This window comes from Phenylobacterium sp. (genome assembly GCF_030693625.1).
In the GTDB taxonomy this organism is placed as follows: Bacteria; Pseudomonadota; Alphaproteobacteria; order Caulobacterales; family Caulobacteraceae; genus Phenylobacterium; species Phenylobacterium ferrooxidans.
This window is the reverse complement of record NZ_JAUYAF010000084.1, coordinates 67426-84173: the sequence shown is the minus strand read 5'-3', so window position 1 is coordinate 84173 and position 16748 is coordinate 67426. Positions and strand designations below refer to the sequence as shown.

Below are 16748 nucleotides of genomic sequence, written 5' to 3'. Positions count from 1 at the left end.
GAGTTCGCCGATGTCCAGGTCGTTCACACGCCGCGCGCTCATGGCGCTCGCCTTGCTGTCGCTCACCGCCGCCGCCCCCGCGCCGGAAACGCGGTTCTCGCCCGAGATCGCCCGCTTCGCCGAACTGGACAAGGCGACCCCGCCCAAGCCCTGCGGCTTCCTGTTCACGGGCTCCTCCAGCGTCCGCTTCTGGAAGAGCCTGGACCAGGACATGGCCCCCCATCCGGTCACCAACCGCGGCTTTGGGGGCTCGCAAATCGCCGACGTCACCCTCTATTTCGACCAGGTCGTCACCCCCTACCGGCCCCGCGCCATCTTCTTCTACGCCGGGGAGAACGACCTCAACGCCGGCCGCACCCCCGAACAGGTGGTGGACGACTTCCAGGCCTTCCTGGACCGCAAGGACAAGACCCTGGGCGCCACCAAGGTCTACTTCATCGGGCTGAAGCCCTCGAAGGCGCGCTGGGACCAGTTCGCCAGCCAGAGCCAGGCCAACGCCGCCATCAAGGCGCTCGCCGACCAGCGCCCTGACCTCGACTATGTCGACGTGGTCCCCGCCATGCTGGAGGCCGGCGCGCCGAAGGACATCTTCGTCGCCGACGGCCTGCACATGACGCCCGCCGGCTACGTCCTCTGGACCCAGGTCATTCGCCCAGTGGTGGAGCACGAGGCGGCCACCGGCCGCCCCTGCCCGGCCTAGTCTTCCAGGGAGGCGCGCAGCATCCAGGCGTGCTTCTCGTGGGCCGTCAGCCGGTCAGTGAGCAGGCCGGCCGACACCTCGTCGCCCGCCGCCTGGGCGGCCTCCAGGGCGCCGTAGGCCGTGGCGATTAGGGTCTCGTGGCTGGCGATCAGGTCGGTGAGCATGGCGTTGGCCGCCAGGCTGGGGTCACCGTCCTTGATGGCGCTGAGATTGCCGAAGGCGCCATAGCCCTGAGGCGCCAGCTCGCCCAGGGCGCGGATGCGCTCGGCGACCTCGTCGATGGCGGTCCACATCTCGGTGTACTGGGCCATGAACAGGCTGTGCAGGGCCTGGAAATTCGCGCCCCGCACGTTCCAGTGATAGCCGTGGGTCTTCAGATAAACCGCATAGCTGTCGGCCAGCAGCTTGGACAGGGCTTCGGCGGCGGCCTTGCGGGCCTTGGGATCGGGGCCGGAGGTCTTGGGCATCGGGGTGTTCCTCGTTCAGGGTCAGCCAGCGAGCGGGGCGGGGTCGCGGGCGATGGCCCGCGCCCACAGCCGTTCGTGGATCACGAAGGCGGCGGTCTGGAAGATGGGCTCAACCAGGCCGATGGCCAAGGCCGCGCGCCAGTCGCGCGTCAGGGCGAAGGCGACGGTCACCGCCACCACCAGGTGGGTCAGGCTGTAGGTCAGGGTCTTCTTGGCCAGCATCCGGATCAAGCGCTATTGCGAATGAGTTGCAATATAGGTTTGCGCGGGGCCATGGGAAGGGGGTGGGCGATTTTTCGGTCTCAGAGAGGACTAGGCGCCGGGCGTCATGGGGTTATCGTCGTTCACATGACCGCCCGACAGAGGCGGCGGGAGGAGACCCTGATGAAGTTCACCTGGTTCAACCTGATGCCGTGGCCCTATCTGCCGGACGATTTCCGGGAGAAGAACCGGTCGGTCTGGGTCGATATCGACCAGAAGCTGTTCGATCCGGCCAAGAGCCACGAGGTCTACAACACCTATATGGACCTGCTGGAATACGCCGACACCCTCGGGTTCGACGGCGTCGGGGTGAACGAGCACCACCAGAACGGCTACGGCATCATGCCCAGCCCCAACATCATCGCCGCCGGTCTGGCGCGCCGCACCAAGGACGCGGCCATCGTCGTCCTGGGCAACTCCATCGCCCTCTACAATCCGCCGATCCGCGTGGCCGAGGAGTTCGCCATGCTGGACTGCATCTCGGGTGGGCGGCTGGTGGCGGGGTTCCCGGTGGGGACCTCGATGGACACCAACTACTGCTACGGCCAGATCCCGTCGCTGACGCGCGAGAAGTACCAGGAGGCCCATGACCTGATCATCAAGGCCTGGACCACCCGCGAGCCCTTCGCCTGGAACGGCCGCTACAACAAGCTGCGGCACGTCAACATCTGGCCGCGCCCGATCCAGGACGCCCCCCACCCGCCGGTCCACATCCCCGGCGGCGGCTCGGTGGAGACCTACGACTTCTGCATCGACAACACCTATTCCTACTCCTACCTCAGCTTCTCAGGCTATCTGCGGGCCCAGGCCCTGATGGACGGCTACTGGCGCCGGGTGGACGAGCGCGGCGTGGACAAGAGCCCCTACCGGGCCGGTTTCGCCCAGACCATCCTGGTGGCGGATACCGACGAAGAGGCCGAGCGGCTCTATGCCGAGCATGTCAGCTACTTCTACAATCGCTGCCTCCACGTCTATCCGGGCTTCGCCGACGCGCCGGGCTACCGGACCATCAAGACCATCCAGACCGGCGCGCTCAGTCAGTACGCCCCGCCGCGCGGCGGCTACACCCAGCTGACCTGGAAGGAACTGACCGAGCAGGGCCACGTGATCGCCGGTTCGCCGGAAACCGTCCGTCAACGGATGGAGGAGCTGATCAAGGGGCTGAACGTCGGCAACATCTTCTGCCTGATGCACGTGGGGAACATGCCCGCCGACAAGTGCATGTACTCCACCAAGCTGTTCGCCGAGAAGGTGATGCCCAAGCTGCGGAACATGTTCCCCGACTGGGACCACGACAACCGCTTCTGGACCAGCCCGCTGGCCCAGCGCGTCACCTCCGGCAGCTTGCGCAAGGAGGCGCCCACCAGCGCCGAACTCGCCAAGACCTACGCGTGAAGGGAGAGGTGATCATGGAACTGAAAACCGTCTCCACCCAGCACGTGCCGGTCCGCTATCTCGAAGGCGGCTCCGGGCCTGACCTTGTCTTCCTGCACGGCGCGGGCGGGATCACGGCCGACGACCCGTTCCTGAAGGCGCTGGCTGAGAAGCACCATGTCTACGCCCCGCTGATCCCCGGCTACGGCGACAGCGAGGAATGCGGCGAGATCCGCGACATGCTGGATTTCACCCAGCACAGCTGGGACGTGGTCGAGGCGCTCGGCCTGAAGGACCCGATCCTGGTGGGCCACTCCATGGGCGGCATGATCGCCGCGGAGATGGCGGCCACCCAGCCCAATGACGTCAGCCGCCTGGCGCTCATCTGTCCGGCGGGTCTCTGGAACGACGACCATCCGGTGGCCGACATGTTCTCCCTGATGCCCTACGAGATGCCGCAGTACCTGTTCCACGATGCGGCGGCCGGCGCGGCGATCCTCACGGCGGGGCGCAATGTCGAGGACCCCAACTTCCTGCAGACCTATCTGGTGACCAACGCTCGCCAGCTGGGCATGGCCGGCCGCATCCTGTTCCCGATCCCGGAGCGCGGCCTGTCGCAGCGCATGTACCGGATCAAGGCCAGGACCGTCGTGGTCTGGGGCGACTCCGACCGCATGATCCCGCCCTTCTACGCCCACGGCTTCAAGAAGGGCATCGCGGGCGCCGAGCTGGTCTCCATCCCCGAGGCCGGCCACATGGTCATCCTCGAGAAGACCGCCCAGGTGGTCGAGGCTATCGGTCGGCTCGGCTGACCGCCGAAATGTTCAGCTCACGAACGACACGGCCGACGTGTCGTTCGTGAGGTTCGCGGTTCCAATCTTCCCTGAACCCCGGCTAGACCCTTTCCGGATCAGGTTGAAACAACCTGATCGGATAAAAAGGGTCTATCTTCTTGAATCTAGAGCATGTCCGGGCGGCGAACCGGTGTCCACTTGCGCCTGACATGCTCTAGGCTCACCCTCGACAAGAGGGCCGCTGCGCCCCGGGGGAGGACGCTTGAGACACCTGTTGCCGCTCGCCGCGCTGCTGAGCCTCGCCGCCTGCGCCAAGCCCGCCGGGCCGCCCGCTGACTATGCCAGCCTGGCCCCCGCCGACCCCCGCCTGGCCCAGCTCTATGAGAGCTCCTGCAAGGCCTGCCATGTGAACCCGGCCGCCGGGGCGCCCCTGACCCACGACGCCCGCGCCTGGGTCCCGCGCTGGCATCAGGGGGAGGCCGTGCTGCTGGATCACGTGGTCCAGGGCTACCGGGCCATGCCGGCCGGCGGCCAGTGCGCCGCCTGCACGCCGCAGGACTTCAAGGCCCTCATCCGCTTCATCGCCGACCGTGAGGAAGAGCCGTCATGATCAGTCGTCGCAAGGCCCTGCTGGCCGGCGCCGCCGGCATTGTGGTGGTGGGCGGCGGCGGCGTCGCCCTGGCCGTCCGTGAGAAGCCCGAACCCGTCGCCCCGCCCAGCGTCGATCCGCAAGGCAAGATGCTCTGGCGCAACTGGTCGGGAACCCAGAGCGCCTATCCCAGCCTGCGCAGCGCACCGAAAACCGAGGCAGAGCTGGCGCAGGCGCTCAAGACCGCCTCCGCCCCCATCCGCCCGGTGGGCGCCGGCCACTCCTTCACCGCCCTGGTCCCCACCTCCGGGACGCTGATGACCCTGGACCAGATGGCGGGCATCGAGCGCTGGGAGGGCGAAGAGGCGGTGGTCTGGACCGGCATTCGGCTCGGCGCCCTGGGCCCGGCTTTGGCCGCCAAGGGCCGGGCCATGCCCAACCTGCCTGACATCAACAAGCAGTCCCTGGGCGGCGCCATCGGCACCGGCACCCACGGGACGGGAACCACCCTCAAGGCCCTGCACGGCGACATCACCGCCCTGCGGTTGGCCACGGTCTCGGGCGAGATCCTGGACTGCGATGCGACCCGCAACGCCGAGGTCTTCAATGCCGCGCGGGTCTCGATGGGCGGCCTTGGCGTCATCACCCAGGTGCGGCTGAAAACCTCGGCCAATCGGCGCCTGCACCGCCACGTCTGGATCGAGCCGCTCGCCGACACCATCGCAAGGTGTGAGGACCGCTGGGCCCGGCACCGGAACTACGAGTTCTACGCCGTCCCCTTCACCGACCTGGCGGCCAACATCACCCACGACGAGACCGACCTGCCGGCCACCCCGCCGGCCCCCTCCAGCGACGACGCCTTCCTCGAGGCCCTCAAGCAGCTGCGCAACCTGCTGGGCTTCTCCACCCCCCTGCGCAAGGCCGCGGCCAAGGCCCTGCTGGGGTCCACCAAGCCGGAGGAAGCCGTGGGCGAGGGCTGGAAGCTGCTCTCCACCGAGCGCCCGGTGCGCTTCAACGAGATGGAGTTCCATCTGCCGCCGGAGAGCCAGATGGCGGCGCTGAAGGCGGTAATGGCGGCCATCGAGACGCACCGCAAGGACGTCTTCTTCCCCATCGAGCTGCGCCGCATCGCCGCCGACGACGCCTGGCTCTCGCCCTTCAATGGCGGGCCGCGCGGCTCGGTGGCCGTCCACTGCTACTACAAGGACGACTACCGGTTCCTGTTCGACCTGATTCAGCCGATCTTCCTGGCGCACGGCGGCCGCCCCCACTGGGGCAAGCTCCACAGCCTCACGGCGCCGCAGCTTTCGAAACTCTATCCGGACTGGGAGGCCTTCCAGGCGGTCCGCCGCCGTCTGGACCCAGAGGGCAGGATGCTGAACCCCTACCTGCGGGAGCTGTTCGGGGCGTGATAACCCGCTCTTCCCGGCCAAGGCCGGGATGAGCGGAGTTGGGAGCGCTAGGCCCTCACCAGCCCATTCTCTCCGCTCAGCACCAGCCGGTGGAAGCGCTCGCCCATCAGCCGGTAGCCCTCGGTGTTCGGGTGCAGGTCGTCGGGCAGCAGGGCCGCGTCGGCGGGGCCGAACAGCTCCAGGCCGTCGAGATAGCCGATAGCCCCATCCCCGGTCTTGATCCGCGCGTCGACCACCATCTGCAGCAACTGGCGCATCCGCTGCAGGCTCGGCCCGTCACCGGCTGTCTCCCGCGGCGGCGACCAGATCGGCGAGACGATCAGCATCGGCGTCGTCGAGTGTTTCTCGCGGATGATGGAGATCATCGAATGCGCCGCGTCGAGGAAGTTGCGCTCCTTCAGCTGGCCGTCGGTGTGGACGTTGATCCCCAGCTTCAGGACGATGGCGTCGGCCCGCTGGTCACGGATGATCCGCGCCGCCAGGCCGCTGAGCAGGCAGGACCCAGCCCAGCCCAGGTTGAGATGATCGAGGTTCGCCAGTCGGCTGGCCACGGCGGGCCAGTTGGCGGTGGCGCCCTCGGCCTCCATGCCGTGGCTGATGGAGCTGCCGTGAAACAGCACGCGCGGCCGCCCGTCCGGGACCGCCTTCAGGCTCGCGCCAGCCTCCAGCTCCAGGCCGGTGATGGCCACCGTCGCCGCCTGGGGCAGCCACAGCTCCACGGTCTTGTCTCCCGCCGGCATGCCCTCGAAGGCCAGCGTCAGGGCCGCGTCCCCGGTCAGCCCGCCCTGCGGGTCCATCTCCGCCCCGCCCACGCCCCAGGTCCGCGCGAAGAACTCACCCTCGACATAGAGGTCGTAGGCGCCCCGCCGCTCGCCATCGTTGGGCAGAGCCAGGAGGTGCTGGGTGGCGGTCAGTTTTACTGTCGTGCTGTCGGTGCGGAACCTTAGCCGGCACCCGGTCGCGCAGGACGCCACCCACTGGGTGAAGGCGTCATAGAAGGGCAGTTCCGCCACCGGCAGCCGCATCGGCTGGATCGACCCCGGACGCCTGCGGATATCGATCTGGCCGTCCAGCAAGGTTTCGATGGTGGACAGGGGGATGGCTTGCATGGATCGCTCCTGATTGTTGGACGGACTCTAGGACATCCGTCGATCTTTGGGAGGGACGAGCCGCCCCAGGAATGAACCACGAACCTCACGAACGACACGAACAAGACGGCGGCTCATCCCTCCCATGTCATCCCGGTTTCCGCGTAGCGGAAGACCGGGACCCATACGAACCGGTCTATCCTGCACGCCCGGCGCGTCTGGGTCCCGGACGAGCGCTGCGCGCTGTCCGGGATGACACTCTTGTTCGTGTCGTTCGTGAGGTTCGTGGTCGATCTTCTTCAACCTCGCCCGCGCACCGCGCGGAGGAAGCGCCCACGAAAAAGGGCCGCCCTCGCGGACGGCCCTTCGTCAGTTCAAAGCGGGTCGAGGTCTTAGAAGATCTCGAACAGCCCCGCCGCGCCCATGCCGCCGCCGACGCACATGGTCACCACGCCATACTTGTAACCGCGGCGCTTGCCCTCGTGCAGGATGTGGCCGGTCGCGCGCGCGCCGGTCATGCCGTAGGGGTGGCCGATGGAGATGGCGCCGCCGCTGATGTTGTACTTGGCGGGGTCGATGCCGAGCTTGTCACGGCAATAGACGACCTGGCTGCCGAACGCCTCGTTCAGCTCCCACATGTCGATGTCGTCGATGGTCAGGCCGTTACGTTCCAGCAGCTTGGGGATCGCGAAGACCGGGCCGATGCCCATTTCTTCCGGGCCGCAGCCGGCGACGGCCATGCCGCGATAGGCGCCCAGCGGGGTCAGGCCCAGACGCTCGGCTTCCTTCCGCTCCATCAGCACCACGGCGGCGGCGCCGTCCGACAGCTGGCTGGCGTTGCCGGCGGTGACGTACTTGCCTTCCTTGATGATCTGGCCGCCCTTGAACACCGGGGCCAGCTTCTGCAGGTCGGCCAGCGTGGTCTGCGGGCGGTTGCCTTCGTCCTGGGTCAGGCGGACTTCCTTTTCGGAGAACTCGCCGGTCTCCTTGTTCTGCACCATCATGATCGAGGTCAGCGGCGCGATCTCGGCGTCGAACCGGCCGTCGGCCTGGGCCTGGGCGGTGCGCTGCTGGGACTGGTAGGCGTACTCATCCTGCGCTTCGCGCGAGACGTTGTAGCGCTCGGCCACGATCTCGGCGGTCTCGATCATCGAGGTGTGGATTTCCGGAACGTGCTCGTTCAGCCACTTATCGCTGGTGCGGTAGCGGTTCATCTTATCGTTCTGAACCAGGCTGATGCTCTCCAGCCCGCCGCCGACCGCGACATTGGCGCCGTCGTTGATGATGTACTTGGCGGCCGTGGCGATGCCCATCAGGCCCGAGGAGCACTGGCGATCCAGGGTCATGCCCGAGACGGTGTTGGGCAGGCCCGCGCGGAGCGCAGCTTGCCTGGCGATGTTGTTGCCGGTGGAGCCCTGCTGCAGGGCCGCGCCCATCACCACGTCGTCGACGGTGGCCGGATCGATGCCGGCGCGCTTGACCGCCTCGGCGATCACGTGGCCGCCCAGTTCGGCGCCGGAGGTGTTGTTGAACGCGCCGCGATAGGCCTTGCCGATCGGCGTGCGGGCGGTGGAGACGATGACAGCTTCACGCATGAAGAGAGGTCCTTGGTTTGGGAGAAGGGTTTGAAAGGGCTGGCTCAAGGTCTCCTTCTCCCCTTGCGGGAGAAGGTGTCGGGCGAGCAGCCCGACGGATGAGGGGTCGCGCGGCGGTCTCAGGTCTGGTCGCCGCGACCGAGGCGGATGAGGCGGTGCGACCCCTCATCCGACCCTGCTCCGCAGGGCCACCTTCTCCCGCAAGGGGAGAAGGGACGCCGCTGGCCAGACCGCCCGCATTTACAGGTCGGAGAATTTCTTGCCGTCGGCCACCAGCTTTTCCAGCAGCGGGGAAGGCTTGAAGGCGTCGCCCATCTTGGCCTGGAACTCCTGCATCTTGGCCAGCACCTTGTCAGGGCCGACCTGGTCGCCGTACCACATCGGGCCGCCGCGATAGACCGGCCAGCCGTAGCCGTTCTGCCAGACCACATCGATGTCCGAAGACCGGATGGCCTTCTTCTCCTCGAGGATTTTCACGCCCTCATTGATCATCGGGAAGATGCAGCGTTCCAGGATCTCCTCGTCGCTGATCTTGCGGGGATTGGCGCCCGACTTAACGATGAAGTCGTTGATCACCTTCTCGGTAAAGGGGCTGGGCTTGGCGTTGCGGTTCTCGTCATAGTCGTAATAGCCGGCGCCGGTCTTCTGGCCGCGGCGGTCGGCTTCGCAGAGCACGTCGCGGATGCTCTCGCCGTTGGACTTCTCCTTCACCCAGCCGATGTCCAGGCCCGCCAGGTCACTCATGGCGAAGGGACCCATGGGGAAGCCGAAGTCGTAGAGCACGCGGTCGATGTCCCAGGGCATGGCCCCTTCCATCACCAGCTTCTGGGCTTCGCGCTGGCGCTGGCCCAGGATGCGGTTGCCGACGAACCCGGGGCAGACCCCCACCAGGACGGCGGTCTTGCCGATCTGCTTGGCCAGCTTCATCGAGGTGGCGATGACGCTGTCGGACGTATGGTCGGCGCGGACGATCTCCAGCAGCTTCATGACATTGGCCGGCGAGAAGAAGTGCAGGCCGATGACGCTCTCGGGACGCTTGGTCACCGAGGCGATCTCGTCGATGTTCAGGCCCGAGGTGTTGGTGGCTAGGATCGCGCCGGGTTTGCAGATGGCGTCCAGCTTGGCGAAGATGTCCTTCTTGATGTCCATCCGCTCGAAGACCGCCTCGATCACCAGGTCGAGGTCGGCGAAGCTCTCCTCCATCGACAGCGAGCCGGTGATCAGGGCGCAGCGCTCCTCGACCTGGGCGGCCGTGATGCCGCCGCGCGAGGCGGTGCGCTCATAGTTCTTGCGGATGATGGCCAGGCCCTTGTCCAGGGGCTCCTGCTTCTGCTCGACGATCACCACCGGGATGCCGGCGTTGGCGAAGTTCATCGCGATGCCGCCGCCCATGGTGCCGGCGCCGATCACCCCCACCTTCTTGATGGGGATCAGCGGGGTGTCGTCGGCGATGCCGGGGATCTTCTGGGCCTGGCGCTCGGCGAAGAAGGTGTAGCGCTGGGCGGCCGACTGGCTGCCGGCCATCAGCTCGTTGAACAGCTTGCGCTCGACCTTCATGCCCTCGTCGAAGGGCAGGTTCACCGCCGCCTCGATGCACTTGATGTTGTATTCCGGGGCCAGGAAGCCGCGGAACTTGCGCGCATTGGCCTTGCGGAAATCGGCGAAGATCTCGGGCTTGCCGCGGGCGGCCTCGACCTTGGCGTTCTGGTCGCGGATCTTGGTGAGGGGACGGTTCTCGGCGGCGACCTTGCGGGCGAAGGCGATGGCGCCCTCCTTCAGCTTGCCTTCCTCCACCAGTTCGTCGGTCAGGCCGCCGGAGAGGGCTTCCTTGGCCGGCACATGGCGGCCGCTGGTCATCATTTCCAGGGCGCGTTCGGGACCGACCACGCGGGGCAGGCGCTGGGTGCCGCCGGCGCCCGGCAGCAGGCCGAGGTTCACCTCGGGCAGGCCGAACTTCGCCGACGGGACGGCGACGCGGTAGTGGGCGCAGAGGGCGACCTCGAGCCCGCCGCCCAGGACGGTGCCGTGGATGGCGGCCACCACCGGCTTGGTGGAGCTCTCCATCATGTCCTGCACGTCGGCCAGCTGCGGGTCGGCCATGGCCGAGCCGAACTCGGTGATGTCGGCGCCGGCGATGAAGGTGCGGCCTTCGCAGATCAGCACGATGGCCTTGGCGGCCGGATCGGCGATGGCGGCCTTGAAGCCCTCGAACAGGCCCTGGCGCACCGCGGCCGACAGCGCGTTCACCGGCGGGGAATTGAGGGTGATGACGGCGACTTCGCCGTCCAGCGTGAGGTCGGTCACGGCGTTGATGGCGGTCATGGGCGCATCCTCGGTCTGGCGTTTCAGGGCCGCCTCTAGGCTGGGCGGCTGGAGAGATTCAAACGTTTGTTACAGGCCCGTCGCGCGGCGCGCGAGTCAAATGTGCGTAGGGTTTTCGTGACGGAAACCCGGGTCTAAGACCAAGCTTCAACGATCAAAAAGGGAAGCGCCTGATGGCTCTGGATCTGTTCTCATTGAAGGGCCGCGTGGCCCTCGTCACCGGCGGCTCGCGCGGGATCGGCAAGATGATCGCCGCCGGCTTCATCGAGCAGGGCGCCAAGGTCTACATCTCCTCGCGCAAGCCCGGCGCCTGCGACGAGACCGCCGCCGAGCTGGGCGAGAACTGCATCTCCCTGCCGCAGGACGTCTCCACGGTGGAGGGCTGCCAGGCGCTGGCCAAGCGCTTCGCCGAGCATGAACCCAAGCTGGACATCCTGGTGAACAACGCCGGCGCCGCCTGGGGCGCGCCCTTCGACGAGTTCCCGGAGAGCGGCTGGGACAAGGTGATGAACCTGAACCTGAAGTCGCCCTTCTTCCTGACCCAGGCGCTGCACGGCGCGCTCAAGGCCGCCGCCAGCCACGAGCAGCCGGCCAAGGTGATCAACATCTGCTCGATCGACGGCATCCGCCTCAATCCGCAGGAAACCTATTCCTACCACGCCTCCAAGTCGGGCCTGATCTACCTGACGCGCCGGATGGCCGCGACCCTGATCGAGGACTCGATCAACGTCACCGGCATCGCGCCCGGCGCCTTCGCCTCGGAGATGAACCGCGTGGCCCGCGATCAGGGCGACCAGATCGCCAAGCGCATCCCCTCGCGCCGCATTGGCCGCGACGAGGACATGGCCGCCGCCGCCATCTACCTGGCGAGCCGCGCTGGCGACTACGTGGTGGGCGAAACGATCGCCGTTGACGGCGGCGTCGCCCTGGCCAGCCTCGGCGGCCTCTAGGCGACAATAGTTTATATAGATCAATATGTTAAAGTGAAATCACTCCCGGCGGGCCGCCAACCTGCCGGGAGTGCGTCGTCAAATGCCGGTTTGGTCCCTCCACGGCGGCCAACATGTGCGTGGAACGGCTCCGCTCGCGCCGCTTTTGCGCTAGAAGGTGAACCTCCCGCGGCAGCAACGGCGCCCCTTGTCCGAGCCTGAATCCCCCTCCCGGCGCACCTGGCGCACCGTCCTGATCCTCGCCACCATCGCGGTGCTGCTGGTCGTGGCCGCCGCCTATGCCGGCCGCCGCGCCATCGCCCGCGAGGCGCTCACCGGCTGGCTGCGCTCGCACGGGGTGGAAAGCCAGGTCAGCTTCTCCACCTTCGGCCCCGGCGGCTTTACCGGCACCCTGCGTATCGGCCCCGCTGCCAACCCCGACCTGACGGCCCAGGTGGCCGAGGTCCGCTACGGTCTCACCGGCTGGTGGGCGGGCAAGCCCTTCGGCGCCACGGTGACCTCGGTTCGCCTGGTCCGCCCGGTCATCAAGGGCCGCTGGAAGGACGGGCGGCTGACCCTGGGGGCCCTGGACCCCCTCATCGACACCCTGCGCAAACGCCCGCCGCGCCCCGACGCCCGCCAGCCGAGGATCGTGGTGGAGGACGCCTGCCTGCGTCTGGACACCGACCATGGCCCCCTTCTGGCCCGGGCCAGCGCCCGGCTGGACCACGGCCGCCTGCTGCGCCTGGACGCCGCCTTCGCCCCCGCCGAGCTGGAGGGCCCCGACCGCTCGGTGCGGCTGGGCCCCGGCGAACTGCACCTGGTGACCGTGGGCGACCAGGTGGCCTCGGTCCTGGAGACCACGGTCCGCGACCTGAAGCTCGGCCAGATCACCGCCCAGGAGGCCAGGGTCCGCCTGACCGCCCGCACCGCCTATCCCGACCTCAAGCGCAAGCGCGGCGACGGCGCCCTGACCCAGAGCCTGACGATCAACGCCCGGTCCCTGACCTATGGCGAGACCCGGCTGCGGGACGCCAGTCTGGAGGCGACTTTCAACGGCCAGTCCACTGGCTGGATCGACACCCTGGCGGTCACCGGGGACGGGACCGCCGTCCTGGGGGCGGCCCGCGCCGACCTCGCCGGCGCCCAGGTGCGCGGCCTGCGGATGACCGCCAATGTCGGAGGCCTCAACTGGACCCGGCATGGCGGCGACCGGGTGGCCGCCAGCCTGGCCACCCGGGTCAACGCCGAGGGCCTGACCCACGACAAGCTCACCCTGACCCGGCTATCGGGCGCCCTGCGGGGCTCGGCGGCGCTGGCCGCCCAGGGGGGCGACCTGGCCCTGGCCGGCACGGTGGCGACGCACGGCGACTGGTCGGGTCTGGGCGGGGCGAGCGCCAATGACGCGCCCGAGATCGCCGCGCTGAAGCGCGCCGCCCGCAGCTTCGACGCCGAGACCCGTGGTCTCTCCGTCACGGCCGGCGATGGCGGCCTGAGGCTGGCCCTCACCTCGCCCCTGACCGTGCGCCCCACGGCGGGCGGCCTCGCCACGATCCGGGCGCAGGGCTCTGGTCCCATCTATGCGGGCGGCGGCGGCGCCCTGCACCTGGCCGTGGTCGGCGGCGGTCTGCCCCAGGCTGACCTGGCCGTGGATCGCTATCGCCTCACGCCCGGCGGCCTGACCGCCCAGACCCGGATCAAGGCGAAGACCGGCATCGGGCCGGTTCGTGACGGTATGATCCAGGCTGAGGGCGAGCTGCGGGTCGCCCATGGCGCCATCGCCTTCGCCGCCGACCGTTGCGCCGCGGTCTCCGGCCGCCTGGACCTGGGCGCCAACGACGTGGAGGCGATCGCGGCCCAACTCTGCCCGACCGGCGCGCGCCTGTTCACCCTGACCAAGGGCGACTGGCGGATCCGCGCCGGGGCCCAGGCCCTGTCGGCGACGGTTCCCTTCCTTCAGGCGGCGGTCAGCCAGGGCGCGGGCGGCCTCGACCTGGGCGCCGTCAACGGCCGCCTCACCGGCGCCCTGGCGCTCAGCGCGGGGACGGTGGCCGACACCAGTTCAGATCGCCGCTTCAACCCGGTCCGCGCCACCGCCCAGGCCCGCGTCAACGGCGAGGTCTGGACCGCTGACATCGGTGTCACCGACCCAGCCGGGCGCCCGCTCGGCCGGGGCGTCCTGCGCCACGACGGGGCGGTCGGTGGCGGCGCCCTGACCTTCGACACCGGAACCCTCACCTTCGCCGAGGATGGACTGCAGCCCGCCGCCCTCTCGCCCCGCGCCGCCCTGGTGGCCTCGCCGGCCATGGGTCAGGTCCGCTTCCAGGGCCAGGTCGCCTGGACCAAGGCCGGCGCCACCAGCGGCGGGGTGCTCGACATCCCGGGCCTCGATTTCCGCAGTCCGGCGGGCCAGGTCAGCGGCCTGGCGGGCCAGATCACCTTCACCAGTCTCGCGCCGCTCACCGCCGCGCCGGGCCAGACCCTGAAGGCGCAGCGGATCGAAGCCCTGTCCGGGCTCACCGACGCCGAGGTCACTTTCGGCATCGCCGGCGAGGCCGTGAATGTGGCCGGTCTCGACCTGGCCGTGGGCGGCGGCACGGTGCGTCTGCAGCCCTTCAGCCTGCCCTTCGCCGGCGGCCAGTCGTGGAAGGGCGTCGTGGATTTCACCAACGTCCAATTGTCGGACTTCGTGGAGGCCTCGCCCTTCGCCGATCGGGTGGATCTCACCGCCAGGGCCAGCGGGACCATCCCCTTCACGGTCACCCCCGAGGGGGTCCGCGTCGCGGGCGGGCAGCTGCGCGCCATCAGTCCCGGCCGCCTGTCCATCCGCCGCGAGGCGCTTACCGGGGTCGCGGCCGAGGGCGCGGTGGTCGCCGGGCCGCTGGGGGAAAAGACCCCGCCGCCCACCACCGACACCTTCACCGACTTCGCCTATCAGGCCATGGAGAACCTGGCCTTCCAGAGCCTGGACGCCTCCATCAACAGCCTGCCCCAGGGGCGGCTCGGCATCCTGTTCCACATCAAGGGCGAGAACGCCCCGCCGACCCACCAGGAGATCAGGCTGACCCCGCAGGAGATCATCACCCGCAGCTTCCTCACCCGGAAGCTGCCCCTGCCGTCGGGGACCAAGGTCGACCTGACCCTGGACTCCTCCCTCAACCTTGATCAACTGCTGGGCGACTTCGCCGAGTATCAGAAGCTTCGCGGTTCAGACGCCGTTCAGCCCAGCCCTGCGAAACCCATCCCATGAGGTGCGCCCAATGATCCCCGCCCGATCCCTCGCCGCTCTCGCGGTCGCCGCCGTCGGCTTCGGCGCCTGCGCCACCGTCCATGTGGATGTGAAGCCGATCACCATCTACGCCAAGCTCGACGCCGACGTCCGCCTGCGGCTGGACGACGACGTCAAGGCGCTGATCAAGCAGAATCCGGACCTGTTCTAAGGGGCCATGACCATGACCTTCCAAACCTATCTCATCCCCGTCGCCGCCGTGGTCGGGACCCTCGTGGCCGGACCGGCCCTCGCCGCCACCGCCAAGGCCACGGTGGACGCCGCCAAGGCCGCCGGGATCGTGGGCGAGCAGAACGACGGCTATCTGGGCTTCGTGAAGGGCGGCGGTGGCGAACCCGCCGTCGAGGCCGCGGTGGGCGAGATCAACGCCGGCCGCGCCCAGCTCTATCGCGGCGCCGCCGCCAAGAACGGTGTCACGCCTGAAGCCGCCGGCGCCGCCGCCTACCAGGGCGTTGTCCAGCTCAAGCTGCGCCCGGGAGACTACTACCAGACGCCAGCTGGCGAGTGGGTTCAGAAGTAAGGTCCCGCCGCCCTTCCACGCCTGCGTTTCGCCGGGTGACGTGCAGGGAAACTTGCCGCTTGGCGCAGCGATCGCCCGTCCGATACAGAGGGATGGTCGCGGACCGGCCAGGATTTGCCGCGCGGGGGTGGAGGGGAGATGGCGGAACGCAACGTCGCCCGGTCGACGGACCGCTTCGAGAAGAAGCGCGACGCCATCCTCGACGCCTCCACGGTCATCCTCAACACCCAAGGGGTGAAGGGCCTGACCCTGGGCGTGGCCGCCGCCGCCGTCGGCCTGTCCACCACCAGCGTCACCTACTACTTCAAGCGCAAGGACGACCTCGCCGCCGCCTGCCTGATGCGCGGCATCGACTGGCTGACCCAGGCCGCCGACACCGCCCTGGCGGAGAAGACCCCCACCGAGCGCCTGCGGAGGCTGCTGGAGCTCTATCTGGAGCGGGTGCGCCAGGGCGCCATCGGCGCCGCCCCGCCGCTGCCGGAGCTGTCGGATATCCGGGCCCTCAACAATCCGCGCCGCACCGAGGTGTTCGACGCCTTCATGAAGCTGTTCCGCAAGGTGCGGAGCCTGTTCGACACCCCAGACCTGGCCTGGCTGGGCCGGGGCCGCCGGACGGCGCGGACCCACATGTTGCTGGAGCAGCTGTTCTGGGCCGGCGCCTGGCTGCCGAAGTACGACCCCGAGGACTACGACCGTATCTGCGACCGGATGTTCGACATCCTCACCGGCGGCCTGGCCGTGGAGGGCGCGGAATGGGCCCCGGCCCCGGCGCCCCTCGCCGAGCTGGCGGCTTCCGACGGCGCAGAGCTGGGCCGCGAGATCTTCCTGCTGGCCGCGACCCGGCTGATCAACAGCCGGGGCTACAAGGGCGCCTCGGTGGACAAGATCTCCGCGGAGCTGAACGTCACCAAGGGCAGTTTCTACCATCACCACGAGGCCAAGGACGACCTGGTGGTGGCCTGTTTCGACCGCACCTTCGAGGTGATGCGCCGGGTGCAGCGCCTGGCCATGAGCCTGCCCGGCGATCAGTGGAGCAAGCTCTCCAGCGCGGCGGCGGCGCTGGCCGAGTACCAGCTCTCCGAATACGGACCGCTGCTGCGCACCTCGGCGCTCTCGGCCCTGCCCGAGGCCATGCGCGATGAGCAGGTGGCCCACTCCAACCGGGTCTCCGACCGCTTCGCCTCGATGATCTCCGACGGCATCGCCGAGGGCTCGATCCGGCCGGTGGATCCCTTCATCGCCGCCCAGATGCTGAACGCCACCCTGAACGCCGGCGCCGAGCTCGGCTTCTGGGTGCCGGGCGTGACCCAGAAGGCCGCCCCCTCGGTCTTCGCGAGGCCCATGCTGATGGGAATCTTCGCCCGGTAGCTGAGCGTGACAGCCGGAAGGGGCCGCCGGTTCCGGCGCC

Annotated in this window: 15 protein-coding genes; 10 read left to right on the top strand and 5 right to left on the bottom strand. The window is 68.7% G+C overall.

Annotated elements, in window-relative coordinates:
- The first annotated feature begins 10 nt into the window (after positions 1–10).
- The gene (locus Q8N10_RS19515; protein WP_304782714.1) at positions 11–700 is read left to right on the top strand and encodes a GDSL-type esterase/lipase family protein; all 690 of its coding nucleotides are present in this window, start codon (positions 11–13) and stop codon (positions 698–700) included.
- On the opposite strand, the gene Q8N10_RS19510 is transcribed toward Q8N10_RS19515, so the two are convergent.
- Both Q8N10_RS19510 and Q8N10_RS19505 read right to left on the bottom strand, forming a co-directional pair.
- On the bottom strand, positions 697–1167 hold the full coding sequence (locus Q8N10_RS19510; protein WP_304782717.1) for a Dps family protein: 471 nt from the start codon (positions 1165–1167) through the stop codon (positions 697–699). The two genes, Q8N10_RS19515 and Q8N10_RS19510, sit on opposite strands and share 4 nt — an antisense overlap.
- A 21-nt stretch (positions 1168–1188) precedes the next feature.
- Entirely contained in the window at positions 1189–1389 is a 201-nt protein-coding gene (locus tag Q8N10_RS19505; protein WP_304782947.1) for a DUF2061 domain-containing protein, read from the bottom strand.
- Between the two features lie 162 nt (positions 1390–1551).
- Here Q8N10_RS19505 and Q8N10_RS19500 point away from each other — a divergent pair, with 162 nt between their 5' ends.
- The 4 genes from Q8N10_RS19500 to Q8N10_RS19485 all read left to right on the top strand — a co-directional run bounded on the left by Q8N10_RS19500 (position 1552) and on the right by Q8N10_RS19485 (position 5597).
- Positions 1552–2823, top strand: a complete 1272-nt coding sequence (locus Q8N10_RS19500; RefSeq protein ID WP_304782720.1) for an LLM class flavin-dependent oxidoreductase — start codon at positions 1552–1554, stop codon at positions 2821–2823.
- Between the two features lie 14 nt (positions 2824–2837).
- Positions 2838–3614 carry an alpha/beta fold hydrolase gene (locus Q8N10_RS19495; RefSeq protein WP_304782723.1) on the top strand — a complete coding sequence of 259 codons (777 nt, stop codon included), beginning with the start codon at positions 2838–2840 and terminating at the stop codon, positions 3612–3614.
- A gap of 256 nt (positions 3615–3870) precedes the next feature.
- The gene (locus Q8N10_RS19490) at positions 3871–4206 is read left to right on the top strand and encodes a cytochrome c5 family protein (RefSeq protein WP_304782725.1); all 336 of its coding nucleotides are present in this window, start codon (positions 3871–3873) and stop codon (positions 4204–4206) included.
- A complete protein-coding gene (locus Q8N10_RS19485; protein ID WP_304782728.1) occupies positions 4203–5597 on the top strand; it encodes a D-arabinono-1,4-lactone oxidase in 1395 nt (464 codons plus the stop codon). Before Q8N10_RS19490 ends, Q8N10_RS19485 begins: the two co-directional genes overlap by 4 nt.
- A 47-nt stretch (positions 5598–5644) precedes the next feature.
- Here the strand turns inward: Q8N10_RS19485 and Q8N10_RS19480 are convergent, their stop codons facing one another.
- The 3 genes from Q8N10_RS19480 to Q8N10_RS19470 form a co-directional block, all read right to left on the bottom strand.
- Positions 5645–6706, bottom strand: coding sequence for a GDSL-type esterase/lipase family protein (locus tag Q8N10_RS19480; RefSeq protein ID WP_304782731.1), 1062 nt, complete (start codon positions 6704–6706; stop codon positions 5645–5647).
- A 371-nt stretch (positions 6707–7077) separates the two neighbouring features.
- Entirely contained in the window at positions 7078–8280 is a 1203-nt protein-coding gene (locus Q8N10_RS19475; RefSeq protein ID WP_304782734.1) for an acetyl-CoA C-acyltransferase, read from the bottom strand.
- A gap of 240 nt (positions 8281–8520) precedes the next feature.
- Entirely contained in the window at positions 8521–10602 is a 2082-nt protein-coding gene (locus tag Q8N10_RS19470) for a 3-hydroxyacyl-CoA dehydrogenase NAD-binding domain-containing protein (RefSeq protein ID WP_304782737.1), read from the bottom strand.
- A 173-nt stretch (positions 10603–10775) separates the two neighbouring features.
- Here Q8N10_RS19470 and Q8N10_RS19465 point away from each other — a divergent pair, with 173 nt between their 5' ends.
- From Q8N10_RS19465 to Q8N10_RS19445, 5 genes are all read left to right on the top strand, one after another.
- Positions 10776–11552 carry an SDR family oxidoreductase gene (locus Q8N10_RS19465; protein ID WP_304782740.1) on the top strand — a complete coding sequence of 259 codons (777 nt, stop codon included), beginning with the start codon at positions 10776–10778 and terminating at the stop codon, positions 11550–11552.
- A 187-nt stretch (positions 11553–11739) separates the two neighbouring features.
- Positions 11740–14781, top strand: a complete 3042-nt coding sequence (locus Q8N10_RS19460; protein ID WP_304782743.1) for a YdbH domain-containing protein — start codon at positions 11740–11742, stop codon at positions 14779–14781.
- Between the two features lie 10 nt (positions 14782–14791).
- Complete coding sequence (locus Q8N10_RS19455; protein ID WP_304782746.1) at positions 14792–14971, top strand: YnbE family lipoprotein; 180 nt, start codon at positions 14792–14794, stop codon at positions 14969–14971.
- A gap of 12 nt (positions 14972–14983) precedes the next feature.
- On the top strand, positions 14984–15340 hold the full coding sequence (locus tag Q8N10_RS19450) for a YdbL family protein (protein WP_304782749.1): 357 nt from the start codon (positions 14984–14986) through the stop codon (positions 15338–15340).
- A gap of 138 nt (positions 15341–15478) precedes the next feature.
- A complete protein-coding gene (locus tag Q8N10_RS19445; RefSeq protein ID WP_304782752.1) occupies positions 15479–16708 on the top strand; it encodes a TetR/AcrR family transcriptional regulator in 1230 nt (409 codons plus the stop codon).
- Positions 16709–16748 lie beyond the last annotated feature (40 nt).